The following is a 26,590-nucleotide window of genomic DNA, read 5'->3' on the forward strand; positions in this document are numbered from 1 at the left end:
AAAAGGCGTAACGATGCGGTGTTCGTCGTCGTTAATGCGCGAGGAGTTGATGTCGCCGCAGAGGTCTTGAGAACAGTTCGGCCAGCTCACCGGCTTGATCGATGCCATGGATTGGGCTGAACACCAGTTCGATCGACCATTTGGTGGCGATCCCCTCGGCTTCAAGGGGATTGGCGAGACCCATGCCGCAAACCACCAGGTCCGGTTTGCTGTCGCGAACGCGGTCCAATTGCAGCTCCACGTGTTGTCCCTCCATCACCGGTGTGCCTTCCGGTAGCAGGGCAATTTCTTCTGCCATTTGGTCGCGATTGAGATAAGGCGTACCCACCTCAACGAGTTCCATCCCGCACTCCCGCTGAAGAAAGCGGGCAAGGGGAAGTTCGAGTTGTGATTCAGGTAACAGGAAGATCCGCTTCCCCTTCAACACCTCGCGATGGGGAGCCAGGGCAATCTGAGCGCGCTCCATTAAGGGGGAAAGAACACTGTCGATTTGCGCCTCATCTACCTCAAAATCTCGTGCTGCTGTTTCCATCCACCGCCGACTGCCCTCGGCACCGAGGGGGAAGGGAGCAGTCAGCACACGAGCACCGCGATCTTTGAGCAGCCGAGCTGTTGTTGTGAGGTAGGGCTGCGTCAGCAGCACCGTGGTGCCAGGGCCAACGGCGGGAAGGTCTGTGGATTGCCTTGGGGGCAAGCTCTTGATCGCGTTGATGTTGAGCTTGTTGAACAGATGAACAAGCCGATCCTCCACCGCGTCAGCCAACGTTCCCACTAAAAGGAGTTGGCGTTCATCAGACGACGGAAGGAACGGAATTAGAGCCGCAAGTGCGCCGTCTTCCCCCTGCGTAAAGGTGGTTTCGATTCCGCTGCCGGAATAGTTCACGACCCGCACACGACCCTGCAGCTCGTCGGTCAGGCGTTCCGCAGCTCGCGAGAGATCCAGCTTGATCACTTCACTTGGGCATGAGCCCACGAGGAACAGCGTTCGAATTTCGGGCCGCCGTTGCAGCAGCTCTTTGGCGACGCGATCCAGCTCCTCTTGGGCATCGGCCAGACCGGCCAAATCGCGCTCATTCAGGATGGCTGTGCCGAAGCGTGGTTCAGCGAAAATCATCACGCCCGCTGCGCTCTGGATTAAGTGAGCACAGGTGCGTGATCCAACAACCAGAAAAAAAGCATCTGGCATGCGCCGATGCAGCCAAACAATCGACGTGAGACCGCAGAACACCTCCCGCGGTCCACTCTCCTTAAGCAGGGTTGGGCCGGACATCGGCCGCTCCATCGAAGAACCTGACTTCAATGTGATGAGGAAAAGGCTGTTTGGCCCAATAGTTCTCAAACTCTTTGGGATCGGTTGCCTGGGTGGGCAGCAACTCTTCTATTAATTAATTTGGATTGAAGACAAGATCTGTCGACGGTGATGCTTAACCGCAGCACTGTTGATAACCCCTTCAGGCTCGAGAGCGATCAAAGATGCTTTCCGGCCTATGGGCATTGTCGTCGTTCTTGTTGTAATAGTGTTGTGTAGAGAGTGGAGTTTGTCTCGATTTATTGATGGGCTAAGATCTTTTTAAGCTTTACTCTTGGCGCATGTCGGATTAAAAAATAAATTCTTTTTGATGATCAATCACTGATTACAGTCGTTGAGTTCTAGATCAAAATCTCCTGTGATATCATGGTTTCAAGGCGAGGACGCTTTGAATTTGTGGTTCATTGATTTTGTAATTTTGATCACTCTAGTGCTGAAATCTTGATGTAAAGGGGTCGAGAGATTTGGCGATGGAAATCGGATGGCGAGTGTTTGCCGATTAGTGCTATCCGCAAAGTGGGTATGAATTTGTGCATAAAAAATCTCACCCAAATCAATTTGTTTGGGTGAGATTGATGTTGCCCATCATCGTGAAATCTAGGCGCGACGTCAGTGTGTTGATCAGAGCCGGCGCCGAAAGCCGTCATAACGCTCATTCTCCGAACGCCCTGTGTTGTTAAGCCGACTCAAATTCCAAACATTGCGACTCACGCGGCGAGCGACCAGCCCGCCGCGTTCCACCCGTTCTGTGCCGGGTCGTGCTCCCAGCAACATCGTCACTTCCGCTGTCGTTAATGGGGCACCAGTATCGATGGCCAGGGCTGTCAGCTCGAGCCGTTGACGCAGTTGACGGGCTCGTTCTGTGGTGCTGTTGACGCCCGTTTCGAGCCAAGGCAAGTCAACTTGCCCATCTTGCGCCAAGCGTTGCATCAAGCCGAAGCTCACCATGCCTAGGGCTTGATCGGCATTGATCTCAAGGGCATTGGTAGGGGTTTGATCCGCGGTCGCCATTGGTCAAAGGATCGATTAATTGGACGGTATCGCTTGGGTTCCAACACGCAAGACCGCAGGGTCGAACCATTGACGGCCGGTTTGGGTAATAAATCGTCCGTTACACTCTCGCGATGACCCGATTCGCCAGCTTCGAGGAACGGGAGCGGCGGCTTGGTGGTAGCTCGCTCGTCACTGGAACAGAGGTGCAGAAGATTTCTGCTGCCGGTGCAAGTTGCGTGGTCACAACCGACTCAGAATCGCCGCGGTTGTTGCGTCAAAACAGCCATGTTCAGTCCATCGAGCTGCGTACATACGTTTTTATCGACTCGCTTCAGCCGCAACTGGCGGCCTACATGGGAACGGTGAGTCAGGGATTTCTTCCAATTCCCGGCGATGCCTGCCTCTGGATGGAAGTGTCGCCAGGGATGGCTGTTCACCGCGTCACGGATATTGCCCTTAAGGCCAGCAACGTTCGTCTGGGCCAAATGATTGTGGAACGGGCTTTCGGCTCGATGGCCCTCTACCACCGTGACCAGAGCACGGTGTTGCATTCCGGCGATGTCGTTCTCGAAGCCATCGGCAGCACCATTGCCCAGCGCAATCCAGCTGAGGTGAGCTGGACTGAGGTGATTCGTGCGATCACGCCTGATCACGCCGTACTGATCAATCGCCAAAACCGCCGCGGATCGATGATCGAGGCGGGCATGAGCATGTTCATTCTCGAAACAGAGCCGGCTGGTTACGTGCTGATCGCGGCGAATGAAGCTGAAAAATCATCGAACATCACTCTTGTGGATGTGAAGGCTGTCGGCGCTTTTGGGCGACTGACTCTGGCTGGACGTGAGGGCGATGTTGAGGAGGCTGCCGCTGCCGCCATGCGTGCGATTGAGACGGTCAATCGCAGCGCGTCCTATCGCTGAGTTTCTCAGTGAAGGTTCAAATATTGTTTTAGGTGTGATGCCAAGGCGCGAGCTGCTTTGCCTCGACTTCCCAGTCGACTGAGTTGTGATCCATTCAGTTGGCCATAGGTGCAGCCGGCTTCGCGCACCCAGAGCAACGACTCGTACCCGCCATTGAGATAGGCAGGCGATTTAAGAATCTCTCCCCAGCACACCCCTTCAGCGGATGCAACGCAGTTGCCCGCCGGATCGCTGAGCACCATCGTGCTTCTGAAGCAGGCGCTTCGATAGGGACTGTTGCCTAATTCATCGAGGATTCGTTGAACTTTGGCCTGATCGCCGCTTGCATACCGGGCTGAATAGAGGCCCGGTGCTCCCTGAAGAGCATCCACTTCCAGGCCGGAATCATCGGCTAGGGCCCAACCTTTGGTTCGTAGGGCTGCGGCCGTTGCTTTCAGATCCGCGTTGTCTCTGTAGGTGTCACCTGTTTCCTCAACGTCCAAATCGTCGGGTTGGCGTTGAACAACGAGGGGAAGCGGACCGAGCATGGCTTCGATCTCTGCGACCTTGCTCGGGTTGCCGCTAGCGATGGTCAAAAGCTGGCTCAAAGGTGACCCAGGGATGAGATACCCATTCTGTGCTTAGGAGAGCTGAGAACGATTATTCCGTTGGCAGCAACAGTGAAAAAGACGTGAAATTTCAGGCCGCTCGAAGCACCAAGAAATACTGCGATTTGTAAAGCTATGCCGTTACAAAGGCGTCGGCAACGAACTATGCGGAAGTCCATACAGGACTTCCCACAGCAGTTCGGAACAGTCAGGGACAGGCTGATAAGCAAAGCTTATTAAGTTCAGTATGGACAGTGATCGAGATCGACTCTGGAAACGCTTGACGGCGAGGGTCTTGGCAGAGCAATGTCCCGAGCGAACATTCCAAACCTCTTTCCGGTAGGCAATGGCTAACGAAACCATGGGTATCGCTCTCGGCATGATCGAGACTCGCGGCCTGGTTCCCGCAATTGAAGCCGCTGATGCGATGACCAAAGCCGCCGAAGTGCGTCTTATTGGTCGTGAGTTCGTCGGCGGTGGTTATGTGACCGTTTTGGTCCGCGGTGAAACCGGCGCTGTTAACGCTGCAGTGCGTGCAGGTGCAGATGCTTGCGAGCGTGTGGGCGACGGCCTGGTTGCTGCTCACATCATTGCTCGCCCCCACCGCGAAGTGGAGCCTGCATTGGGCAATGGCAATTTCCTTGGTCAAAAGGACTGAGACCTAGCTGAGCCTCAATTGAGGCCATCACGTCTCACCCCCCTCTTCACCGATTAACGGAGATTTCCCATGAGCAAGAAGTACGACGCTGGGGTCAAGGAGTACAGGGACACTTACTGGACTCCTGATTACGTTCCCCTAGACACCGACCTCCTGGCCTGCTTCAAGTGCACCGGCCAAGAAGGTGTTCCCAAGGAAGAAGTTGCCGCTGCTGTGGCTGCTGAATCCTCAACCGGCACCTGGTCCACTGTGTGGTCCGAGCTCCTCACCGACCTCGACTTCTACAAGGGCCGTTGCTACCGCATCGAAGACGTTCCTGGTGACAAGGAGGCGTTCTATGCCTTCATCGCTTACCCCCTCGACCTGTTCGAAGAGGGTTCCATCACCAACGTTCTGACCTCATTGGTCGGCAACGTGTTCGGCTTCAAAGCTTTGCGCCACCTGCGTCTGGAAGATATTCGCTTCCCGATTGCATTCATCAAGTGCTGCGCAGGCCCACCAAACGGCATTGCCGTTGAGCGTGACCGTATGAACAAGTACGGCCGTCCTCTGTTGGGTTGCACCATCAAGCCAAAGCTTGGCTTGAGTGGCAAGAACTATGGCCGTGTTGTCTATGAGTGCCTGCGTGGCGGTCTGGACTTCACCAAGGACGACGAGAACATCAACTCCCAGCCGTTCCAGCGTTGGCAGAACCGCTTCGAATTCGTTGCGGAAGCCATCAAGCTGGCCGAACAGGAGACCGGTGAGCGCAAGGGTCACTACCTCAACGTGACCGCCAACACTCCCGAAGAGATGTATGAGCGCGCTGAGTTCGCTAAGGAACTCAATCAGCCGATCATCATGCACGACTTCATCACCGGTGGCTTTACCGCCAACACCGGTCTGTCGAAGTGGTGTCGTGCGAACGGCATGCTGCTGCACATTCACCGTGCCATGCACGCTGTGATTGACCGTCACCCCAAGCACGGCATCCACTTCCGCGTTCTCGCGAAGTGCCTGCGTCTTTCCGGTGGTGACCAGCTTCACACCGGCACCGTGGTCGGCAAGTTGGAAGGTGATCGTCAGACCACCCTCGGCTATATCGACCAACTGCGTGAATCCTTCGTTCCTGAAGACCGCAGCCGCGGCAACTTCTTCGATCAGGACTGGGGTTCCATGCCTGGTGTGTTCGCCGTTGCTTCCGGTGGTATCCACGTGTGGCACATGCCCGCACTGGTGGCGATCTTCGGAGACGATTCCGTCCTGCAGTTCGGTGGTGGTACCCACGGTCACCCCTGGGGCTCCGCAGCTGGTGCTGCTGCCAACCGCGTCGCCCTTGAGGCCTGCGTCAAGGCACGTAACGCCGGTCGCGAGATCGAGAAAGAAAGCCGCGACATCCTTATGGAAGCCGGCAAGCACAGCCCCGAGCTGGCTATCGCTCTCGAGACCTGGAAGGAGATCAAGTTCGAGTTCGACACCGTCGACAAGCTCGACGTCCAGTGATCGGCAGGTTGGACGGCATCAACGTCGTCCAACCACCGCCTTTTGTCATAACTCCGACCGGATTCAATCCAATTCTTTGGGATATCCGGTCACTCACTTTTCCTTAAACCAGGATCCCCATGCCTTTTCAGAGCACCGTGGGTGACTATCAAACAGTCGCCACCCTGGAGACCTTCGGCTTTCTTCCGCCGATGACCCAGGACGAGATCTATGACCAGATCGCGTACATCATTGCCCAGGGTTGGAGCCCGCTCGTTGAGCACGTCCACCCCTCCAATTCCATGGCCACTTATTGGTCGTATTGGAAGCTTCCCTTCTTTGGCGAGAAGGATTTAAACGTTGTTGTTAGTGAGCTCGAGGCTTGCCACCGCGCATACCCCGATCATCACGTTCGCATCGTTGGTTACGACGCCTACACCCAGGGCCAAGGCTCCTGCTTCGTGGTGTTCGAAGGACGCTGATCTTTCGTTCCCACAACGAAAGAGCCCTGATCTTTTTGATCAGGGCTCAAGACTTTTCGAAGGGAAAGATTCCCTTCACTTATTGACGACACTCTCGGGCGGACATGGCCAGACTTTCTAGTCGCGAATTAGCACTTGAGCGCCGTAAGGCCCTCACCACCTCCGGGAAGAAGGCTTCGGTTGCCTCCGGTTCGGGTCGTGTTCGCATAGCGGCTGACGCTCGTTCAACACGTACCAATGCCAATGCATCGGATGCCGTTGTTGAAGCGTCAACACCTGCCGTCGCTGTAGCTCCGCGACGTCAGCAGACATTGACGCCATCGTCAGCTCCGCGATCCCGCGTTAAGGCTGTCAGTCATCCCAGTCGTGAATTGGTGCTTGCCCGTCGAGAAGCACTTTCACGCCGAGGGAAAACGGCCGACAAGACCAGTGATCGGAATCGTGCTGACGTTGCTCGCCAGACCCCAGTTGTTACTTCAGCAGTTGTTGCGCCAGCAGCCACGACTGAGTCATCTGCTCCGCCATCCCGTGCTGCCGCCACCGTTCAGTTGAGTGGACGCTCCAGCGAGAGGCGTCAATCCACACCAAAGCGTCGTGCGATTGAAAATCCGAGTCGCGCTTTGGTTCTGGCTCGTCGTGATGCCATGTCGAAGCATGGAAAAACTGCTGGTAAGCAGCCCACGAGCGCTGCAGCAGTGGCCCGCCAGGCCAATCCAGACCTCACCAGCCGCGAACTCGCCCAGCAGGTTCGTGAACTTCGTGCCAAGTCCGGCTCTCGCACCAAACAAAGTGCGGGGATCACGCGTCCATCTGGACCCAATCGTCATGGCGCTAAGCAGGCAGCCGCTGCTGATGCCCATTGGAAAGTTGGTGAAAGTGAGACCTCCGCTGGACAAGTTGTTACCGGCACGCAAGCCAATCGCTCGGTGAAGACCACCGGCAACGAAGCCAGCACCTGCCGTTCGATTACGGGAACTGAATATTTAGGGGCCGAGGTCTTCCAGACCTTCTGTAAGACCACTCCGGAATCCACCACTCCTGCCAAGGTTCGTGTCTCTGCCACAACCCATGGCAATCGGGTCACCGGTAATGAAGTTGGTCGTTCTGAAAAAGTGACGGGTGATGAGCCCGGTACGTGCAAGAGCGTGACCGGTACCGAGTACATCTCCGCCAACCAATCCGCTGCCTATTGCGGCGGTTCGAACCCTTCCCCTCGCAAGGTGGGTCATAGCCAAAGCCAACAGGGCAGACCCATCAGTGGCGTCATGGTCGGCCAGTCGTCCAACGTCACCGGAAATGAGGCCGGCGCCAATCGCAGCCTGACCGGTGATCAATACCTGGGGTCTGAACCCCTGCCTGAGGGACGCCCAGCGACCAAAGTTGGTTTGTCTGAAACCCTCTCTGGAACAGGCGTGACCGGCACGATGGTCGGCCGTTCGTCCGCCGTCACCGGTGATGAGTTCGGATCTTGTCATCGCGTCACTGGTGACCAGTACATCAGTGCCGAACAGGTCAATGGTTTCTGTGGTGCGAAGCCACAAGCCGAAGCTCCCAAAGTGGGTTTCAGCGTCACCAACCGCAACCTGGTGGTGAGTGGAACCCAAACAGGACGGTCGGAGCGCGTCACAGGAGATGAACCCGGTACTTGTAAAGCCGTGACCGGGACGCCCTACGCAGGTCTTGAGCAAGCCGGTCAGTACTGCGGTACCCCTGCGGTTCAAGCCATTCGCCAACGCACGCCATCGCGTCCTGGTACGCCAGCAGCTCCCATGACTGGGATTCAGCCCGGTATTGGTGGTGTGATGACTGGCGCTGAGCGCGGTGCTTGTGAAGTGATTTCTGGTACGCCTTACATCGGTGGTGATCAGCTGGCCGCGGCATGCGGAGCCGATGCTCCCGCTGGTGCCGAGAGCCATGGGCAGTCCGATAGCGGATCTCCATGGACAAGCTTCAGCGTTGTATCGCCAGCTCGGGCAGCTCAGCTCCAGAGGGATGCAACGTCTTCTGTCACCGGTACGTCTTATGAGGACGGCCAACGGATTACTGGCCCTTTTGACCTGGCTGGCGGGAAAGTGACCGGTACAGAGCAATTTCGCTTTGACAACCGTGAGTTCCAGACCCGTCAGCAAAAAACCCGCGAGTTTCAACCCACCGTCATGCCTCCCCAGGTCGACAAAGAACCTGCCAAGCCTGTGTCCCGGGTGACTGGTGAAGGTTCATCCACCAAGGTGACAGGTGATGACTGGGATCGTGGAGAGCACGTCACCGGTACAGAAGGCGTTTCGGCCCGTCGTCGTAACCCCACCCGTCCCGGTCCGATGAGTGCCATGGCTCCGAAGGACAACAAGCGCAATGATGAAATCGAGTGGCCGATGAGCCGTGTCACTGGATCCAGTGGCAGCACTGACAAGGGCTCTTTGATCACGCTTTCCGGCGGAGCCAGGGGCTGATCTGCTGATGGTTCGCTCTATGCCTTCCCGCAGCGGGCGAGCTCAGGCCCCTACGGCTCCGAGTCGACGTCAGTTGCAGCAAGAGCGTTCCGATCAAACGGATCGCTCCCCCACTTCCAATACGCCAACCGGTTCAGCTCGCAGTGCCGCCCTCGAACGTCGACGCGCTTTAACAACGGCTGGTAAAGCTGCGGTTGTGGTGCAGGGTTCCCTTGGAGCTGGCCGTATTCGCACTGGACGCGACAAGCGTCGTCCGACTCCCCAGCAACCGGGATGGGTGAGACGGGATCAGGCACCATCTCGCTCAGTGCCGTTCAACCTCAGTCGTTCTTCCCTGCCTCTCAATTCTCGTCAACACCCCCTAACCAATCAGGTTGCCAACGAACGTCTTCGTACTTACGAACAGGATGTAAAGGGTCGCTTTGATCGCATTGTTCCCCTGCTCCAGCAAGTCTCCGCTCTCCAGCATGAGCCCGATTTCCTGGTTCAAGCACAGCGCTTGAGTCGGGCTGAGCTGGGCTTTGATTTGCCCAGCCACATCCTCGAACGGGCTTGGGTGCGTCCCCTCGACATGCGCGGCTTGTTCGCCTGGTGTGTGTTCGAAAGCCACCGCCTGTTTAGTGATCGCTTTTTTCAGGACGACCCGTTGCAGGGCGCTGAAGGAAGTGCTGCTGCCCAAGAATTTGAGCAGTTCTTGCTCGATTGCGGCATTCATCTTTTGGATGTGACGCCCTGTGCTGATGGTCGCTTAGCTCACACGGTCGCCTATGCGTTGCGGATTCCGTTTAGCGCTGTTCGTCGCCGTTCCCACGCAGGAGCGATGTTCGACGTGGAAAACACGGTGAATCGCTGGGTGAAAACAGAGCATCGCCGCCATCGGGAGGGAAAGCCCAATCCATCCACGGAACCAACTCGTTACCTCAAGGTGGTCACGTACCACTTCAGTTCCCTTGATCCCCATCATCAAGGTTGCGCTGCCCATGGCAGTAACGACGCGTTGGCGGCATCAGCAGGTCTTCAGCGTCTCTTGGATTTTCGAGAAGCCGTTGAAAACAGCTTCTGTTGTGGTGCATCCGTTGATCTTCTTCTAATCGGTCTTGATACCGATACCGATGCGATTCGGGTTCATCCACCGAATCGTGACAGTGAAATGGTGCTGGATCGTTGGGTTTGTGCTCGCGAGCTCCATGCCGCAACTGCAGGGATGTCTCCGGATCAGGCCATGGCCCAATTGGCCGAGGCTTTGGAATCTGCTGCTCCAGGTCCGATGGAGCCTGGCATGGTCACTTTTGTGACCCGTTTATTAGCCAACAACTGCTCACAGATTGATTACGTGCAGGATTTGCATGGAGCGCCTTATCCAGATGCCGGTCATGCCGAGCGGTTTATTGGTGTGGGCATTGGCTTTAAAGAAGTGCACCTTCGAAATCTCACCTATTTCGCCCACCTCGACACCGTCGAGGAAGGTGCCCCTGATCTCGATGTGGGCGTCAAAATTTTTCGGGGACTCAATGTGTCCCGAGATTTACCGATTCCGGTGCTGGTTCGCTTCGATTATTCGGGGCGTGTTCCCGGTGCTCGTGATCGTGCCATTGCCGATTGTTGGCGTGTGAATCAAGCCATCGCAGATCGTTATTCCGATTTGGTCAAAGACGGTTTGCTGCACACGTGCTTGACCGTTCGCGACCGACATCAAGCGACAACCGCCGAGGTCATCGGCTCTACGCTCGACCCCCAGATTCAGGAGGCTCACTGATCATGCTCATCGTCAAGGTCATTAAGCCACTGGTTTCTACCAATCGCATTCCAGATTTCGAGCACAAGCACTTGCAGGTTGTGCTTGATGGCAGCACCAAAAAAGTCGCGGTCGATGCCGTCGGTGCCAAGCCAGGCGACTGGGTGATTTGTGTGAGTAGTTCAGCCGCTCGAGAAGCGGCTGGAAGTAAGTCGTATCCCAGCGATCTCACCATTGTCGGGATCATCGATCATTGGGAACCCGATCCGCCGAAGACAGCGTCTCCTTCCCCCAGTTCTTCCCCCTCCACTAAATCCTCAGGAGGCCCAGCAGCCTGATGGAGATCATGCAGGTATCTGACACGTTGATCTGCACCTTCCGCGTTGCCGGTTTGGATCACATGCATTTGCGCATTCTTGTGAACAACAAGGGCAAGAAACTGGTTGCCGTTGATCCCGTGGGCGCCAGGAAGGGCAACTGGGTTTTCACCGCCAGCGGTTCGGCTGCGCGCCATGCCTGCCCAGACAACACCGTGCTCACCGATCTCACCATCGGCGGGATCATCGACCACTGGACGCCGGACGGATAGGGACTGTCCCTCCTCTCCTCCGCCTCCGTTCTGCATCCAATTTTTACCAGCTATGGCTACTCCTTCCTCCACACCTCGCCGTCGCAGCACTGCTGCTAACAAGACCGTTGATGTGAAGCCGGTTGCTGCGACCACGGCTGCAGCAACCACCGGCGCGACTACAAAGGCGAAGGCCGCTCAGTCCGCTCAGAAGTCGTCGAGCCCTGCCTCGAAATCCATAGCCACAACACCACCGAGGGGTGGTGGCTTGGCCCAATCCGGTGCAGGCTCGAACGGCCGGGTGGGTGGAGTGGCCCTTGGGATGATTGAAACCCGCGGCATGGTTCCCGCGATTGAAGCCGCTGATGCGATGACCAAGGCAGCGGAAGTGAGCTTGGTTTGCCGAGAGTATGTCGGTGGCGGATATGTGACCGTGATGGTGCGTGGTGAGACCGGTGCTGTGAATGCTGCAGTGCGCGCCGGTGCTGATGCTTGCGAGCGCGTTGGCGACGGCCTCGTGGCTGCCCACATCATTGCCCGCCCCAACGATGGTGTTGAGCCAGCTCTTGTTGGCTCAGGAGCGATCCGTCGCAGTTGAACTCACAAATCACCGATGAAACTGGTTTAACAAGAGGCCTCCAATTGGCCTTTCCACACTTAGATTCTCGGCCCGATCAACGACCTGCCCGATTGCGATCCCGCTTGCCGTTTTGAATCAGGAGCTTTCGTTCTCTCTGCTAACCGCCTGGATGATTCCGTTGTACGGATTCGTCGGGATGCTTGTGTCCCTGCCCTGGGCGGCAGGCTTGTTCCGTCGTGTGGCTCATCGGCCAGCGGCCTATCTCAATATCCTGCTCACGCTGCTGGCTTTTGTGCACGGCAGCCTGATTCTCCAAGAGGTGTTTCAGTCCGGACCTGTTGACCTCTCCTATCCCTGGCTCACAGTTGCGGATTTGGAGCTGGACATTAGCTTCAGCTTGTCGCTGACGAACCTTGTCGCCCTCGAGCTGATCACAGGCTTGAGCCTGTTTTCCCAGGTGTATTCGCTTGGATATATGGATAAGGAATGGGCTTTGGCTCGTTTCTTTGCACTGCTCGGTTTCTTTGAGGGAGCGATGAGTGGAGTGGTGCTGAGCGACTCACTTTTCCAGAGCTATTTCCTCTTGGAAATGCTCACCCTCTCGACTTACCTATTAGTGGGTTTTTGGTACGCCCAGCCCCTGGTGATTACTGCCGCGCGGGACGCCTTTCTCACCAAACGTGTGGGTGATGTGCTTCTGCTCATGGGCGTAGTGGCCCTATGCAGTTTTGCCGGAGGGATGGGATTCAACGATCTCTATGCATGGGCTGCCACTGATTCCCTTTCACCTCTTGCAGCAACACTTTTGGGTCTCGGTTTAATCGCAGGGCCCATGGGGAAGTGCGCCCAGTTCCCGATGCATCTTTGGTTGGATGAAGCGATGGAGGGGCCAAATCCCGCTTCCATTTTGAGGAATTCCGTGGTGGTGACCTGTGGCGCCATCGTTTTGCTCAAGGTGATGCCCATCCTTCAGCACTCTCCGGTGGCATTGACGGTGCTTTTGGTGATCGGAAGCATCAGTGCGATTGGCGGCTCTTTGGTGGCCTTGGCTCAGGTGGATATCAAGCGAACCCTGTCGTATTCCACAACGGCTCACTTGGGCTTGGTTTTTATCGCGATTGCCTTACAAATTCCTGTTTTGGCGTTGCTGTTGTTGTTCTCCCATGCCGTCTCGAAAGCGTTGCTGTCGATGAGCATCGGAGGCGTGATTGCAGCTACGAACTGCCAAGACATCACCGAACTGGGTGGTTTGGGCAGCAGGATGCCTGCCACAACCACGTCGTTCATCATCGGTGGCGCTGGCTTGGTCGCCTTCCTGCCTCTGGGTGGATTTCTCGCTTTTGCCCAGTCGATCGAATTGTTGAGTGTCCGCTCCATACCGTTTATGGCGGTGTTTTTAATCACCAATGCGCTAACGGCCTTGGGCTTGGTTCGCGTCTTCCGGCACGTGTTCTTGGGTGATGCTTTGATCAAATCCCGTCGAGCCGCCGAGGTGAACTGGCAGATGGCGCTGCCGATGGTCGCCTTGTCTGTCGTGGTTCTTCTCACGCCTGTTCTTCTGGTGCGGCTTGAATCCCTCGATGGTTTGCTGGCCTTTCCCTTATGGGCGGCAGGACTCGTTGTTGGTAGTGGCTTGATTGGCCTGCTGGCCGGCGCATTAATCCCTTTAAGCAAAGCTTGGTCGCGGTCGTTGAATCCAGCACTGCGCTGGTTTCAGGATCTACTGGCCTACGACTTTTATACCGAGCGCTTTTATCGACTCACGATTGTCAACGTCGTCGGTGCTTTCTCCAGGCTTGCGGCTTGGTTTGACCGCAACGTTGTCGATGGCGTCCTTCATGGTGTGGCTCGCTTGTCCTTGCAGAGTGCTGAAGGCCTCAAGCTCAGTGTGAGCGGTCAAAGTCAGTCCTATGTGCTCACGGTTCTGGTGGCCATTGTTCTTTTTCTCACAGCAGTGAGTTGGTTCCTCACTTAGTTGATCTGATGCTCCTCTCGCTCCTACTTCTTATCCCTTTCACAGGGGCTCTCGGATTACTGCTTTGGCCAACGGCCCAGAGCAGCGAACGGATTCGGATCGGCGCGATTGTGATCTTGGCGCTGCAATGCGTTGCCAGTTTTGCTCTGTTGCTTCCCTTCGACCCCACGGATGCAGCCCTTCAACTAGTCGAGCAGGCTCGCTGGGTGCACTCCATCGGTCTGGACTACGCCCTGGCTGTGGATGGCTTGTCGCTGCCACTGGTGCTGATGAATGCCGTGCTGTGTTTGGTGGCAGCCGTGGCCTCGCGATCGATTGACAACCGACCGAGGATTTATTTCGCCCTCCTACTGGTGATTAGTGGTGCGGTGAATGGAGCGTTTCTCTCTCAAAACCTGCTTCTGTTCTTCCTCTTCTATGAATTGGAGCTGATTCCTCTATGGCTGTTAATTGCTGTTTGGGGAGGGGCGAATCGCTCCTATGCCGCAACCAAGTTCTTGATCGTTACGGCTGTGTCGGGAATGTTGATTCTTGGCGCGTTCCTGGGGCTTGCTTTTGTCACCGGAACGATGGATTTCAGCCTGAGGCCGATCCTGAGCGGTGAATTGGGATTGAAAGCCCAGTTCCTGCTCATGGGAGCTCTACTGATTGGTTTCGGCATCAAGATCCCGCTGTTCCCCTTCCACACCTGGCTACCCGATGCCCACACGGAAGCATCCACACCAGTTTCCGTGCTCTTGGCCGGTGTTCTGTTGAAGTTGGGAACCTACGGTCTGCTGCGTTTTTGCTTGGGTTTATTCCCAGAGGCTTGGCAGATCGCAGCCCCTTGGCTGGCTGCTTGGGCAGCCATTTCAGTGCTGTATGGGTCGCTGGCAGCCATTGCCCAAACGGATATGAAACGGATGGTGGCTTACAGCTCCGTTGGCCATATGGGATATGTCCTGTTGGCAGCAGCAGCGGCGACTCCGCTGGGATTGATGGGAGCGCTGTTCCAGATGATCAGTCACGGATTGATTTCAGGCGTGTTGTTTCTTTTGGTGGGCGTGGTGTACGCCCGGACCGGAACGCGAGATCTCAATGTTTTACGGGGCCTTCTCAACCCCGAACGGGGCCTTCCGTTGACGGGGTCCCTGATGATCATCGGCGTGATGGCGAGTGCGGGTATTCCTGGTATGGCTGGTTTTATCTCAGAATTCCTTATCTTCCGAGGCAGTTTGCAACCGTTCCCCGTGGCAACCCTTCTCTCGATGGTTGGATCGGGCCTAACCGCTGTTTATTTTCTGTTGTTGGTGAACCGCGCCTTCTTTGGCCGTCTGGCCATTGCTCCAGGCGAGGTCGCCAATCCACGCATCTTGGATCCCGTTGCCCTGCGCGAGCAGGTGCCAGCGATTGCCTTGAGCCTTGGTGTTCTTGCTCTTGGTTTGGCTCCGGAGTTGCTGTCTAACCTCAGCGAGGCGGCCACGACGGGACTGAGTCAACTCAGCGGAGGACTGTCATGACCACAACAGTGAAACCACTTACCGCCCCTGTCCTCCCCAATCAAGAGGAGTTAATCAAGCGCCTGTTGTCCGACACCCCGTTGTTGGCGGATACGCAAGACCATCTCGTTCAGGTGGTGAATGTCTTGGAGACCTATGGAATCGTTCTTGACGCTTACAGCAAGAACTTGGTGGATCAAGGAGAGAAGCAGTTGCTCAACCCTTTCCCGATCTTCCGTTTTTTCCACGAGGGGTTAACGCCACAGCGGCTCTGGGATCACCTTCTCGGTGATCGAATTAATTTTGAATACGCCGAATATTGCCAAAAAGCGATGTTCTGGCATGGCACCGGGGGGCTGGATGCCTATCTCGATAGTGAGCCTTTTCAGGATGTTTGCCAGCGGATTATCCAGCGAAAGTCCCAGCGCGATCCTTTGTTGGCCCTCACCAACAAGCTGTATCCAGGGTTTGCTCCGGAGTCGATCCGCTCTCTCACCACGATCTACTGCTTGGGCTTGTTCTGGCGGGTGATGAGTGATCTCTTCGTTGATTTGGCTCGTCGCTATGCGATTAAGGAAGTCACCTGCGTCAATGATGTGGTGCATCACATCCGTGATGGGCTTGTCGCCGCTGCGGCGAACCCAATCACCTATGAAGTGGAGATTGCGGGAGAAAAAATCTGGGTGTTGCCTCCGGAAGCCGGACTTACGTTTTTGGTTGACGTCGCCGTTCCGTATGTGGAAGCGGTTTTTTTCAGAGGAATGCCGTTCCTCGGCACCGTGTCGTACAACGCCCAGGCTCGTCAGATTTCACCAGACATCAGCGATTTCAAGTACGGCGCTCTCTATGCCGATCCGATTCCAAGTATGGGAGCTGGAATTCCCCCCAGTCTTTGCATGAAAGACATGTTCCGGCATCTGCCTGAGGAACTCAGCCGTTGGTACGACGATCACGGCCGTGGTCAAGTCGATGTGCACGTTCAAATTTGCGTCAGTTTCCAGAAGTCGATGTTCTGTGTCACTAACGGAGCGATTGCGGGAACAATGCCCCACCCCCTCGATACCTCCGACGCTGATGAACAAGCTGCCAACCGCGCCTATGCCGATGCTTGGTCGGGTCGGTTGATGGGCTGTCAACGGGGAGCGCTCCTCTAGGTTTTAGGGAGAGCTCGGTCTCGGTACGTTGCATGGATCAGTGGCAGGAACGCAAGCGTCCGGTCTGTCTTGAGCGCCGCTATGAATTCGAGAGTTACGACGCCACCAGGGATTTCTTGGATCGCCTCGGGGAGTTCAGTGAGGCAACCCAACGCTTCCCCGACATCAGCTTTGGAAAAACGTATGTGAACATCACGCTCCGCCCCGAATCGGACGCGACTGATGCTGCTTTGACGGATGCTGATCGCAGTTTTGCGGTAGAGATTGATGCCCTCTTCCGTTGATTTAGCGGCGGCCTATGCCGAATCTGGGGTCGCCGATGTTCAAGAGCAGCTGGACCGTGAGCTGATTGGTCTGACCTCGGTGAAGACGCGGATTCGTGAGATTGCAGCTCTGTTGCTTGTTGATCAGGCTCGGCAACAGATGGATCTCCCCAGCACAGCTCCGAGTTTGCATATGTCCTTCACGGGGCGTCCTGGCACAGGAAAAACCACCGTGGCGCAGCGCATGTCGCAGATCCTGCACCGTCTGGGATATTTGCGAAAAGGGCATGTGGTGACGGCGACCCGGGATGATCTTGTTGGTCAATATGTGGGGCACACAGCACCAAAAACAAAAGAGATGATCAAGCGGGCCCAGGGTGGTGTGCTGTTTATCGATGAGGCCTATTACCTCTACAAGCCAGGTAATGAGCGGGACTATGGCGCCGAAGCGATTGAGATCCTGTTGCAGGAAATGGAGCGACAACGAACGGACTTTGTCGTGATTTTTGCTGGCTACAAAGACAAGATGGAGACTTTTTACAGCTCCAATCCAGGCCTTTCATCACGGGTGGCTCACCATCTTGATTTCCCTGATTACAGCGATCCAGAGTTGATGGCTATTGCAGATTTGTTGCTTGAAGCTCAGCACTACTGCTTTAGTCCTGAAGCGAACGAGGCCTTTGAGGAGTACATCGGTCGACGCCGCCAGCTGCCCTTTTTTGCCAATGCCCGATCGATTCGTAATGCCATCGATCGTGCACGGCTGCGTCAGGCCAATCGATTGTTTGCGCGAATGGGAGAGGCCTTCACAAAGGACGACTTGATGACCATTGAGGCTTCGGACATTCGTGCGAGTCGGGTGTTCGCTGGGGAGGTGGAGGGACATCACCCAGGGTTGTCCCCTGCCTGATCAGGTGAGCCATGGCGACTCCCACCAGTAGACCACTGGCCCCATGCCCCTGAAGTAAAGCCAGGCCCAGCACAACAACCACCAGTGGCGACGGCAAGAGCATTCCATAGAAGGCGCCAGTGAGCCCACCGCACCAACTCCCGAGACTGCCTAGGTCTGGAAACATTTGATGGAACCCCGTGCCGGTGGCACAGGCAATCAGAAAAACAGGGAAAAAGATCCCACCACGCCAGCCTGTCTCGAGGCAAAGGCCCAGTATCAATAGCTTGCTGAAGGCGGATAGGAACAGCAGCGCGGTGGGATGGCTTTGTTGGTGTTCCAGCAGAGGCCGCATCTGCTCTTCGCCACCAAAGGGCACGAGGGGAAGCCAATGCATCAAGGCACCCAGTAGCACTCCGGTGATCAGAGGCCACCAGCACCAGTGCGCCATGAGCCGCTGTTGTTTCAGCCAGTGACGCCATCTCAGGAAGATGAGTCCTAATCCGCAACCAACGGCCCCAGCTAAAACAGCTGCAACAAGGGTGTCGAAACTTTCACCAATGTTGGAGGGCCAGACGTAAGGCAAGTTTTTGAGAGACCCACCGCTGGCTTCATTAATGCCGTGGAACGCAGCGAAACCACTAAGACCCCCCAGAATTCCAGGGATCCAACGGCGAAGAACGTCTTGTTTCCGCTCACCGACAACCATGCCTCCTAAGAGAGGAGCGCCGAAAAATCCCAAGCTGCCTGCCACAGAGGCCGACTGCAAAGCATGATCCTTGCCTTTCCAGATCCACCGACTGATCAATGTGGCGAGGCGCGTCATCAAGGCTTCTGGACCAATGCTCCCGCCACCGATCTGGGCAAGGGCTGCCCCAAGAAGGGCCCTGCGCTCGTTCCGTTTTGGTGCTTGGTCTGGATGCCGCAAGTCCTCCATGGTTTCTGGGAGTTCGGGCAGCAAGGTGGAAGGACCACCGCGATGGATCAAAGAGAGAAGCAAGCCAACGCCTCCGCAGACCAGTACCGACCAGGCCAAGGGTGGCGCTTGGCCGAGGGCCTGTTCAACCGGACCGCCCCAAAGCTGTTGTGTGACGAGATCAATCAGCCTGATGATCAATGCCACGCCAGCCCCACTTGCCGCGCCGGCGAGCAACGCCATCAGGCTGAAGCGCAGTTGGTTGACCAGACGTTTGTTGACTAGGAGACGGTTCACCAGAGGAGGGTGAGAGAGGTGTTGGTCTGAGTGTCGCTGATGCCTGCGCAGACGGGTAGTTGTCTTTTCAGTCGGTGTTGTCTTTGAAGGCGTCTTGTTATCTGATTGGTCTGTTGGCAGTGATAAGGATTAGATGATGCGACGGATGGCAGGAATGTTTCGTAATTGATGACTTCCCCAAAACGACAGAACGATGGCCAAAATCGTGGCCGATGGGCCCAGGATCCAGATGTTGGTTACACCTGACAGGTAGAGGGGCATAAAACATCCATAGAGGACGGGCATGTGAATCAAATAGGCGCCAAAGCCATCTCGTCCTGCTTCGGCCAACCACGCTCCGCCAATGTGCTCATGGTGCTGAGTCCAAGTCAGAAAAATAGCCATATACCCCCAGCCTACGAATGGAATGAAGGCCGATAAGATTGGCCATGCCTGCTGAAGAAAGTAGGAATTGTTGCCCATCAGAATTGTGGCAACCATGACGGCAAGAAAGGTCAAGCTAATTAACAGTGAGGCTTGAAACCATGAATATGCCAAACGTTGATTGATCCGTTCAAGCCAACGATGGGATGCTGATTTGCAGCCAACGGCAAAGAGAAATCCATAGGTGAAGAGGTGCATACCTTGATATCCCAGCCCATCCAGGTTCGTCTCCTTCAGGTTGATCCAAAGGTTTGAGAAATGGCTCATTCCCATCTCTATTATTCCAAGAATGACGGCACTGATGAGCCAAGATCTCCATCCTGGAACGGGTGTATTCTGATTGATTGAAAATTTAGTGTTGCGTAGCCATGCCCATAGGCAATACATCGCATTGAAAATAATCAAGACCAGTAGAAACCATTGTGGTCCGATTCTGTTGAGAGGGAGGCTTGTAAAGACCTGGTCGAATGCAGGGCTATCGGGTACAAGTAATCCGCCAATTGGTAAAATATTGTTGATCAAGATTATGCTTAAGCTTAAAGGAATTCCAAGGCGAATTAGACGGTTTTTGACAAATTTCTTAAGGCCTTGTTTTTGAATCGATTGCGGCAAAAGATATCCAGATATTAAAAATAAGATGTTCATGAAAAATGTATTGCATACCCAGACAAACCAAAGATTGAATCCCTCGAATAGTGGTGCGTCTTTGATGAGTTGGCCGACTCCTTTGGACGACAGGCTTGCGAGTAGAACAGTATGGGAAGCGATCACCAAAGTGATCATGATTGCTTTGATCTGATCGAAAAAAAGTCTCCTATGTCGTTGTTTATTTTGAATCAGTGATTCCATTAATCGATTGTTTTTGAGTTAGATGTTTTTAACGTTCTTGCCTGCTTTGATCTGGCTGCTTTTTTGTGGTCAGAAGGAGAAGGCTCTGGAGGCTTTTTGATGGTTTGTCTTTTGCCAGTGTATTCATTATTTTGATTGGTCATTTTGATGCAGTGTTGAAATGTATTGTTGAGATCACAAATCGTGCTGCAGCTCCACTGACGATTTAGCTCCAATGGTTGGTGGACATTGGCTCCATGTTCACGTTGCCGTGACATTGGTCCAGTTCAGCTCCAAAATGGATCATGACCAGCAAGGACTGCTTACCCAAACGTGGAATACTTGGTTCAGTCAGATCGCGTGCGCGAAGCGTTGGAGGAAGTGAAAGGCCTGTTAGTAGGTAAGACTTCGATGGCTTGTATGGGAGATATGCTCACGCTGGCAGCCTTTAGTCATGCTGTTCCTATCAATCATTCACTCCTGGGTGCGTATACAACAGAACGAGAAGCGTTGACGGCTTGTCAGGATAGGCAGCCAGATTTGCTTTATATCACAGAACAATTAGAGCAGGGTTATGGTATAAATCTTGCCTTAAAAGTTAAAAATATTTCCCCAGTAACGAGGGTTTTATTGTTTTTGCACCGTGAAAGTCAAGACGTTGTGCGAGAAGCGATTGAGGCGAATGTTGATGGAATTATTTTCGTTCATTCGATTGGTCAAAGTGCTGATGGTGATTTTCTAAAGTCCATTCGAGCGATTGCGAATGGATCAAGTTACTATCCGAAAGAGGTGAGAACCATGGCTGGGTATGTGAAAAGTATCGAGCTTGCAGGATTATCAGACCGTGAATCAGAAGTTTTAGAAGCCTTGTGCCAAGGCATGAGTAACAAGGAAATGGCCGAAGTCTTGTTCGTCAGCCCCGAAACAATTAAAAGCCACGTGAGTACTGTAATTGGTAAGCTGGGCGTCAAAGATCGAACCCAAGCAGTGATTTCTGCCATACGCGCAGGGATGTAATAAATTCATTGCTTTAAGATTCTTTGGCTATCTGATGCGTGGCTGTTTGATGCATCGTCTGTTGGCTCACTTTAATAAGTTGGTGGAGCTGGTTGTAATCTGATCGAATGATTTGTAGTTGATTGTTTTTCGTCTGCCAGTAAATAGTGATGTTAAATAACTTGTCCTTTAATAGCTTTTTGGGGCAGCGAAGAATGATGTTGTCAGGGAAGAAGTGATTGGATTGATTGTCTTCAAGTTCGTCTTTATCCCATTGCCATTGAATGGCTTGAATGAGGTTTCGGGAAAGATTCGAATTGATTTGGAGTTTGTCTCCTTGCCACATTCCCTCAATGCTCCAGGGATTGACTTGGTCAATATTGGTTGACCAGCTGTTATTTAAAAGGTCGCCACGGTATTCGCGAATGCTTGCTGTATGCAGTATTTGCCCGCTATCTCCATATAGAACTCCTACGCTATGGCGAATATCCTTTTGCATTAGAAAGAGTTCAAAGGGTTGATATTGGGTATCTTCAAGCTGCGGTATTAACCATGCTGCTGCTCCATTCTCAAAAGCAAAGCCCCGCATCAAGGTGCTAGCTGGGTGGGCAAATCCATCGTTATGACTATGTTCATGGATGGAGTAATTCCATTGCATAGTATTTGTATCGCCGTTGACACCCGTTTGTTGATTGATTTGAGCGATCTCAGAGTGATCTGAATTGGCTGAAAATGAACGTGTGCTTTTAAATGTTTCCTGAATTTTACCCGATTTGGAATAACGCGTCCACTGGCCTAACCAGCTGCCTAAATGGTGCTGCCAAAATAAATTCCAATTAGTTGTGGATCGATTCGTCATATTATTTTTATGGTCTAGTGTGCACCAATGTCATCTCTTGATTCGGACAAATAGGATCTATTTGTTTTTGATGTCGACTGATACCAATCGTTGCATCAGACTTTTTAATTTGTCGATGAATGGAGTTGTCGTTTGCTATGCCACCGGCCAATTCTTGGCATCACCACAATCAAGGCTGCAAGGAAGCACATCGTGAGAAGCAAGCCGTGCATGAAAAAGAATGTGAGAACGATGTGGATGGTGATCGCCACTGCTGCGAGCATCGCTAATCCTGTTAAAGCAGCGCTCCTTAATGTTTTTGTGTAACTCCGCATTTCAAGATGGCTGATAGGCGAACGGTATCGCTCAACCTCTTGATGGTCCAGCCCGTTTGCTGACTTCTTTTGTTTGGTGGGTCTGACTAAAAGAAATAAAGCAGAGTTTTTTACTCTTTGCCCAGAGTATTCGAACCTTAAAGGTGATGGGATGTCTTGCGCCGATGCAAGCTGGCTGAATTGATTTACCAGTAGGGGTCGGTGGCAAATGTCACCACCAACTCTCCTGATTTTGAGGGTGGAACGGTGCTGATGCAGGCCCGAACCATTTTGCCGTTCACTTCGATTTCACAGGCGCCACAGCTGCCCCCCAAGCAGCCAGTTGGAATCGAAACGTCTGCGTTGCTAGCGGCTTTCAACCAGTCCTCACCAACGGTTTCCACGGTGGTTTGGCCATGGGGCCAACGCACAGGAATGCTGCTCATCGAGCTGTCATCGGGATGAACACTATGGACGAACGATCAGGTTCATTCGATGGGTCTTGTCTGTCGGCATTGTCAATCTCAATTTATTCGGGTCAATTTGATGTTTTGTGGAGTGGATCGTGTTGAGACTTCTGTTCGCTTGATTTTGGTATGAACAGTTCATGGAGGGATGGCCGCAATGCCCAACCTCAGTTTCTAAGCAGACGTGGTGAAGATTATTTAGCGTAAAAGTGGTTCGAGATTGATGTGTTCTTCGAAGGCATCCGCGAGCCGATCGAGCAGTGCTTCCCGCTGCCGGCTGTGATGCGGCTGCTGCTCGGTGAGCGGCGGCAATCCTTTGGCCGCTCTGAGTTGGTTCAGCCAGCGTCGCCGCCAGGGACCGTTCTCAAACACTCCATGCAAATAGGTGCCTGCCACCAGGCCACCATCCTCTCCGAAGTGTTTGGCCCAGCCCAGTCCTTCCCCATCGCACAACGGTTCGCAGGGGGCAGATGCTGTGGTGCGGCCGTAGTGCAGCTCAAAGCCCTCCAGCTGAAGGGGTGAGTTTCCTTCGGGCCAGAGAGCTGCACTGCTGCGCTGCCGCAGTGCTTTGTTGTCCGTGAAGATGGTGTGAAGCGGAAGGAGGCCGAGTCCGGTTTCGCTAGAGGGGCCGCCACCTTCAAGGCCCTGAGGATCCTCGAGCTCTTGGCCAAGCATCTGCATGCCACCGCAAATGCCGAACACATGGCCTCCCCCTGAGCTGTAGGACTGCAGCGCTTCTGCAAGTCCACTGCTGCGCATGGCGGACAAGTCGCGCAGGGTTTGCTTGCTGCCCGGAATCACGACGGCATCGGGCACGCCAAGATCCTCCCCTGGAGCAACCCATCGCAGCTGCACTGTGGCTTCCGTTTCCAGAGGATCGAGATCGGAGAAGTTGCTCAACGACGGCAATCGCAACACGGCGATGTCCAGGTCGGTGGCACCACGGCTGGGCTTTCGCTCGAGTAAGTCGAGGGAGTCTTCGGGGGGGAACAACTCATTCAGCCAGGGCATCACTCCCAGCACTGGCACTCCGGTGTTGTCTTCCAGCCAGACTCTCCCCTGATCAAATAATTCACGGCGGCCGCGGAAACGGTTGATCAAGATTCCTTTGATCAGCGGTCGTTCCACGGGGCGAAGCAAGGCGAGGGTGCCAACAATTTGGGCAAAGACGCCGCCCCGCTCGATGTCGGCGACGAGCAGACAGTTGGCCCGAAGGTATTGCGCCAACCTGAGGTTGGTGAGGTCACGCCGTTGCAGGTTCACCTCCACAGGGCTGCCGGCCCCTTCTAGAACCAAACGTCCTTCAGGCCATTGCTGTTGCAGCTCGGTTAATCCGCTGCGAATGGCTTGCCAGCCTGGACGAAACCAATCGCGGTAGTAATGCTCGGCACGGGCGGTGCCGACGCTTTGGCCTGAATGGATGACCTCGCTCGTGCTGTCGCCCTTCGGCTTGAGCAGCACAGGGTTCATGGCGCAGCAGGGTTCAAGACCAGCGGCCCAGGCCTGCATCGCTTGGGAGTAGGCCATCTCGCCTCCCGCGCCATCCACCCAGGCGTTGTTACTCATGTTCTGACCCTTGAAAGGCAGGGGTTGCTCTCCCTGACGTTTCAGCACCCGGCAGAGGGCTGCCGTCATCAGTGTTTTGCCGGCACCACTGGAGGTGCCGAGCACCATCAGTGGGCGCTGCATCGCAAGCATCGTTTCAAGACATCCTGCGCCGAAGCCAGTGTTGAAGTGCCTCGGTCCAAGACACCGGCAGGTGCAGCAGGTCTGGGGTGTCGTCGAGCAGTTGGCGGCCGAGTGGGGTTAGGCGGAACCTGCTGGTGAGGCCTTGGCCATCCACTTCCCGGCGCAGGACTCCCACGCAAATCAGCCAAAGCAGATCGTTCTCGAGTGCATCACTGTTGTGATACCAACTCCCCTTGCGTTGATACGTGCTGGGATTATTCAGGAGTTGGCCCGCATCGAGGCCTTGTTCCTGAAGGCCTCGATAAACAGCTTCAGAAAACGGCAGGCAGCGCATCGCCCTACTGGCCCTGTTGCGGCTGCGTTGGTCAAGCAGGTCGGTGGGGTGGGCGATGGCATTGAGGCCTAACCCTGGCAGCCTACGAACCGTTGTTCAGCGTTGTGTTTCTGTGCTCCTCCTCGCCTCAGCATCTCCAGCCCGTCGCCGTCTGCTGGAGCAGGCGGCGATCCCCCATCGTGTTCGGGTTAGCGGTGTTGATGAGAGCACGATTGATGCTCGAGACCCAAGCGCACTCGTGCAACAGCTCGCGTTTGCCAAGGCTTCAGCTGTTCAGAGTTGTCTGGAACCCTCTGTCGATGCCGAGATCACAGCTGTGCTCGGATGCGATTCGGTGTTTGTTTTCGAGGGTGAGGTATTTGGAAAGCCAGTCGATGCCAAGGAGGCGATCAATCGCTGGCAACGTATGGCTGGCCATAGCGGCGAGTTGCTGACGGGTCACTGCCTGATCGCAGAGGAGCAGGAGACGGTGATGGCTTGCATCAGCACCGCGGTGCATTTTGCGGAGCTTGGTTTGAGCGAAATTGAAGCCTATGTGGCGAGTGGGGAACCGCTTCATTGTGCGGGAGGGTTTGCCCTGGAGGGTCGCGGTGGGTTGTTCATTCGTGGATTAAATGGTTGTTATTCGAATGTGATTGGCTTAAGCCTTCCTTGGTTGCGAGATGTGTTGCCTTTGACGACTGAAGGGTTGGTTCTTTCGAGCCAGTGATTGCTATCTTCAGAGGCTTATTAAAAGTATGATCAAACGCATCTATTTTGCGGAATTGAGTCGACTAGCGCAGCAATAAATTCCTGGCTCCAGACACAGCTTGCATGAAAAGAAGAAGTGCAACGATCACATTGGCGCTGATATGCAGGCGCCTGATTTGCATGTTGCGGCCAATGCTGGGTTGCATTGCTGTCGTTGCAAGCAGCAGCGCGATGAGAGCCATGCCCATCCAAAAGTGGGATTGCCAGAACAACACGGTCCATGGCTGATCGCTCAGTCGCTCCACTGCTGGTTGGAGTCCGAGTAGTAAGAGTCCGATCCAGCTGGTGGCGGCCCAGGCCAGGCGTTGCCCAATCAGCTTTGTCTTTAAAACTTTGCTGTAGCTGAACAGCACCACCCCAGCGACCAACACCAGCGTGAATGGAGATGTGGTTTTGAGCAGGCTGACGCTCAGGGCGATCGGGATGGCAACAAGAATCCCTCCCACGGCCCAGGCCGCATGTTGGGCATGTTCAATCGGCACCGTGTCGGCGATGGGGTTGAGATCTAGGCGTTTTTCGCGGGCAAGGATTCCGAGACGCACCGTGGCCCCGAATACGGGGTAGACGAACAGAATCATCAACACCGGATGAACCAAGCTCAGCCAGTCGTGGGGGCTTATGGATTCCATGCCTAACAACAATCTCGAGGCCTCAAAGACTATGTCCCATCAATGAGCCTGCAATTGGTCGAGTCCTGCTGAAATCACTCCAAAGGGTGGACCGCAAAAAAGCCTTGCTCTCCAAAAGAAAGGAGGCAAGGCTTGCAAAGGTTGAGCAAAAGGTATCTCTTGCTCTTGATATGAACTTTGAACTTAGACCTTGCGGGAGTAGTACCTGCTTTCAGCCTATGACTGCGGTTTAGGCTAGTTTTAAAGGTTCGAGTAAAGTTTGAGTAGGCCGTTGGCTCGTTGTTGACCAGAGCTAAACAAAGACAGATTGCGAGACGTCTCTGTAAGCCTCGAAGCAGCTAGAGCAGCTGGAAAGTCACTTTGAAGGTGCGGTACTTGTTTATGTAGTCCTGATTATTTAGTCATGCCAATCATTTTTGGGAATAGTTTGAGTAGGTTCTGTTGAAAGTTTGAGCTAGCCACGCCGAGTGACGCTTCAGAACAGCTCTGGAAACAGGTGGAGCCCTATTTGGGAGCGTCTGAGGAGCTGTAGAGCGAAGAAGCAAGGGGGCAGGGGGAGTTTTATGTCCTTGCTTATACGAATACGGCTTCAGATATTTAAATTATT

The 26,590-nt window shown here is 54.5% G+C and carries 27 protein-coding genes; 16 read left to right on the forward strand and 11 right to left on the reverse strand.

The features are described 5' to 3' along the window. Positions 1 to 31: 31 nt before the first annotated feature. Positions 32 to 1,270 (reverse strand): ferredoxin:protochlorophyllide reductase (ATP-dependent) subunit N, encoded by a 1,239-nt coding sequence (locus BL107_RS05550; RefSeq protein WP_037988787.1) that lies wholly within the window; start codon positions 1,268 to 1,270, stop codon positions 32 to 34. A 660-nt stretch (positions 1,271 to 1,930) separates the two neighbouring features. Beyond that, positions 1,931 to 2,320 (reverse strand): hypothetical protein, encoded by a 390-nt coding sequence (locus BL107_RS05555; protein WP_006169802.1) that lies wholly within the window; start codon positions 2,318 to 2,320, stop codon positions 1,931 to 1,933. Between the two features lie 113 nt (positions 2,321 to 2,433). Here BL107_RS05555 and BL107_RS05560 point away from each other — a divergent pair, with 113 nt between their 5' ends. Beyond that, complete coding sequence (locus tag BL107_RS05560) at positions 2,434 to 3,222, forward strand: hypothetical protein (RefSeq protein ID WP_009789298.1); 789 nt, start codon at positions 2,434 to 2,436, stop codon at positions 3,220 to 3,222. A gap of 5 nt (positions 3,223 to 3,227) precedes the next feature. On the opposite strand, the gene BL107_RS05565 is transcribed toward BL107_RS05560, so the two are convergent. Then, the gene (locus BL107_RS05565; protein ID WP_006169869.1) at positions 3,228 to 3,809 is read right to left on the reverse strand and encodes a non-canonical purine NTP pyrophosphatase; all 582 of its coding nucleotides are present in this window, start codon (positions 3,807 to 3,809) and stop codon (positions 3,228 to 3,230) included. A gap of 346 nt (positions 3,810 to 4,155) precedes the next feature. Here BL107_RS05565 and BL107_RS05570 point away from each other — a divergent pair, with 346 nt between their 5' ends. From BL107_RS05570 to cbbX, 13 genes are all read left to right on the forward strand, one after another. Beyond that, a complete protein-coding gene (locus BL107_RS05570; protein WP_006169870.1) occupies positions 4,156 to 4,467 on the forward strand; it encodes a BMC domain-containing protein in 312 nt (103 codons plus the stop codon). 69 nt (positions 4,468 to 4,536) lie between these two features. Beyond that, positions 4,537 to 5,949, forward strand: a complete 1,413-nt coding sequence (locus BL107_RS05575; protein WP_009789299.1) for a form I ribulose bisphosphate carboxylase large subunit — start codon at positions 4,537 to 4,539, stop codon at positions 5,947 to 5,949. Positions 5,950 to 6,068: 119 nt separating this feature from the next. Then, the gene (locus BL107_RS05580; protein WP_006853347.1) at positions 6,069 to 6,410 is read left to right on the forward strand and encodes a ribulose bisphosphate carboxylase small subunit; all 342 of its coding nucleotides are present in this window, start codon (positions 6,069 to 6,071) and stop codon (positions 6,408 to 6,410) included. Between the two features lie 104 nt (positions 6,411 to 6,514). Continuing rightward, positions 6,515 to 8,860, forward strand: coding sequence for a CsoS2 family carboxysome shell protein (locus BL107_RS05585; RefSeq protein ID WP_009789300.1), 2,346 nt, complete (start codon positions 6,515 to 6,517; stop codon positions 8,858 to 8,860). A 7-nt stretch (positions 8,861 to 8,867) separates the two neighbouring features. Then, entirely contained in the window at positions 8,868 to 10,616 is a 1,749-nt protein-coding gene (locus BL107_RS05590; protein WP_037988152.1) for a carboxysome shell carbonic anhydrase, read from the forward strand. A gap of 2 nt (positions 10,617 to 10,618) precedes the next feature. Then, positions 10,619 to 10,933, forward strand: a complete 315-nt coding sequence (locus tag BL107_RS05595) for a carboxysome peptide A (protein ID WP_009789302.1) — start codon at positions 10,619 to 10,621, stop codon at positions 10,931 to 10,933. Next, positions 10,933 to 11,184 (forward strand): carboxysome peptide B, encoded by a 252-nt coding sequence (locus BL107_RS05600; RefSeq protein ID WP_009789303.1) that lies wholly within the window; start codon positions 10,933 to 10,935, stop codon positions 11,182 to 11,184. The genes BL107_RS05595 and BL107_RS05600 overlap by 1 nt, the downstream gene beginning before the upstream one ends. A gap of 52 nt (positions 11,185 to 11,236) precedes the next feature. Then, complete coding sequence (locus BL107_RS13295) at positions 11,237 to 11,761, forward strand: BMC domain-containing protein (RefSeq protein WP_009789304.1); 525 nt, start codon at positions 11,237 to 11,239, stop codon at positions 11,759 to 11,761. Between the two features lie 112 nt (positions 11,762 to 11,873). Next, positions 11,874 to 13,718, forward strand: a complete 1,845-nt coding sequence (locus BL107_RS05610; RefSeq protein WP_009789305.1) for an NAD(P)H-quinone oxidoreductase subunit F — start codon at positions 11,874 to 11,876, stop codon at positions 13,716 to 13,718. 8 nt (positions 13,719 to 13,726) lie between these two features. After that, positions 13,727 to 15,217: an NADH-quinone oxidoreductase subunit M gene (locus BL107_RS05615; protein WP_009789306.1), complete on the forward strand. Its 1,491-nt coding sequence runs from the start codon at positions 13,727 to 13,729 to the stop codon at positions 15,215 to 15,217. Further along, complete coding sequence (locus BL107_RS05620) at positions 15,214 to 16,350, forward strand: CO2 hydration protein (RefSeq protein ID WP_009789307.1); 1,137 nt, start codon at positions 15,214 to 15,216, stop codon at positions 16,348 to 16,350. Before BL107_RS05615 ends, BL107_RS05620 begins: the two co-directional genes overlap by 4 nt. Positions 16,351 to 16,382: 32 nt before the next feature. Continuing rightward, positions 16,383 to 16,634: a 4a-hydroxytetrahydrobiopterin dehydratase gene (locus BL107_RS05625; RefSeq protein WP_009789308.1), complete on the forward strand. Its 252-nt coding sequence runs from the start codon at positions 16,383 to 16,385 to the stop codon at positions 16,632 to 16,634. After that, positions 16,618 to 17,523 (forward strand): CbbX protein, encoded by a 906-nt coding sequence (cbbX, locus tag BL107_RS05630; RefSeq protein ID WP_009789309.1) that lies wholly within the window; start codon positions 16,618 to 16,620, stop codon positions 17,521 to 17,523. Before BL107_RS05625 ends, cbbX begins: the two co-directional genes overlap by 17 nt. On the opposite strand, the gene BL107_RS05635 is transcribed toward cbbX, so the two are convergent. The 3 genes from BL107_RS05635 to BL107_RS12590 all read right to left on the reverse strand — a co-directional run bounded on the left by BL107_RS05635 (position 17,420) and on the right by BL107_RS12590 (position 20,244). After that, complete coding sequence (locus tag BL107_RS05635) at positions 17,420 to 18,715, reverse strand: chloride channel protein (RefSeq protein WP_009789310.1); 1,296 nt, start codon at positions 18,713 to 18,715, stop codon at positions 17,420 to 17,422. The two genes, cbbX and BL107_RS05635, sit on opposite strands and share 104 nt — an antisense overlap. A 129-nt stretch (positions 18,716 to 18,844) precedes the next feature. Beyond that, positions 18,845 to 19,987: an acyltransferase gene (locus tag BL107_RS05640; protein WP_071984228.1), complete on the reverse strand. Its 1,143-nt coding sequence runs from the start codon at positions 19,985 to 19,987 to the stop codon at positions 18,845 to 18,847. After that, the gene (locus BL107_RS12590) at positions 19,987 to 20,244 is read right to left on the reverse strand and encodes a hypothetical protein (RefSeq protein WP_156779393.1); all 258 of its coding nucleotides are present in this window, start codon (positions 20,242 to 20,244) and stop codon (positions 19,987 to 19,989) included. The genes BL107_RS05640 and BL107_RS12590 overlap by 1 nt, the downstream gene beginning before the upstream one ends. A gap of 55 nt (positions 20,245 to 20,299) precedes the next feature. Here BL107_RS12590 and BL107_RS05645 point away from each other — a divergent pair, with 55 nt between their 5' ends. After that, positions 20,300 to 20,983 carry a response regulator transcription factor gene (locus tag BL107_RS05645; protein WP_009789312.1) on the forward strand — a complete coding sequence of 228 codons (684 nt, stop codon included), beginning with the start codon at positions 20,300 to 20,302 and terminating at the stop codon, positions 20,981 to 20,983. A 13-nt stretch (positions 20,984 to 20,996) separates the two neighbouring features. On the opposite strand, the gene BL107_RS05650 is transcribed toward BL107_RS05645, so the two are convergent. The 4 genes from BL107_RS05650 to BL107_RS05665 form a co-directional block, all read right to left on the reverse strand. Beyond that, positions 20,997 to 21,821 carry a DUF3598 family protein gene (locus tag BL107_RS05650; protein WP_071984229.1) on the reverse strand — a complete coding sequence of 275 codons (825 nt, stop codon included), beginning with the start codon at positions 21,819 to 21,821 and terminating at the stop codon, positions 20,997 to 20,999. Between the two features lie 499 nt (positions 21,822 to 22,320). Then, complete coding sequence (locus tag BL107_RS05655; RefSeq protein ID WP_009789315.1) at positions 22,321 to 22,560, reverse strand: 2Fe-2S iron-sulfur cluster-binding protein; 240 nt, start codon at positions 22,558 to 22,560, stop codon at positions 22,321 to 22,323. A gap of 219 nt (positions 22,561 to 22,779) precedes the next feature. Next, positions 22,780 to 24,270, reverse strand: a complete 1,491-nt coding sequence (locus tag BL107_RS05660; protein ID WP_232192774.1) for a cobyric acid synthase — start codon at positions 24,268 to 24,270, stop codon at positions 22,780 to 22,782. 13 nt (positions 24,271 to 24,283) lie between these two features. Continuing rightward, complete coding sequence (locus tag BL107_RS05665; protein WP_009789317.1) at positions 24,284 to 24,604, reverse strand: Npun_F0494 family protein; 321 nt, start codon at positions 24,602 to 24,604, stop codon at positions 24,284 to 24,286. A 112-nt stretch (positions 24,605 to 24,716) separates the two neighbouring features. Here BL107_RS05665 and BL107_RS05670 point away from each other — a divergent pair, with 112 nt between their 5' ends. Then, complete coding sequence (locus tag BL107_RS05670; RefSeq protein WP_009789318.1) at positions 24,717 to 25,313, forward strand: nucleoside triphosphate pyrophosphatase; 597 nt, start codon at positions 24,717 to 24,719, stop codon at positions 25,311 to 25,313. Positions 25,314 to 25,377: 64 nt separating this feature from the next. On the opposite strand, the gene BL107_RS05675 is transcribed toward BL107_RS05670, so the two are convergent. Next, on the reverse strand, positions 25,378 to 25,983 hold the full coding sequence (locus BL107_RS05675) for a DUF4079 domain-containing protein (RefSeq protein WP_009789319.1): 606 nt from the start codon (positions 25,981 to 25,983) through the stop codon (positions 25,378 to 25,380). Positions 25,984 to 26,590 lie beyond the last annotated feature (607 nt).

The sequence above is a fragment of the Synechococcus sp. BL107 genome (assembly GCF_000153805.1).
In the GTDB taxonomy this organism is placed as follows: domain Bacteria; phylum Cyanobacteriota; class Cyanobacteriia; order PCC-6307; family Cyanobiaceae; genus Parasynechococcus.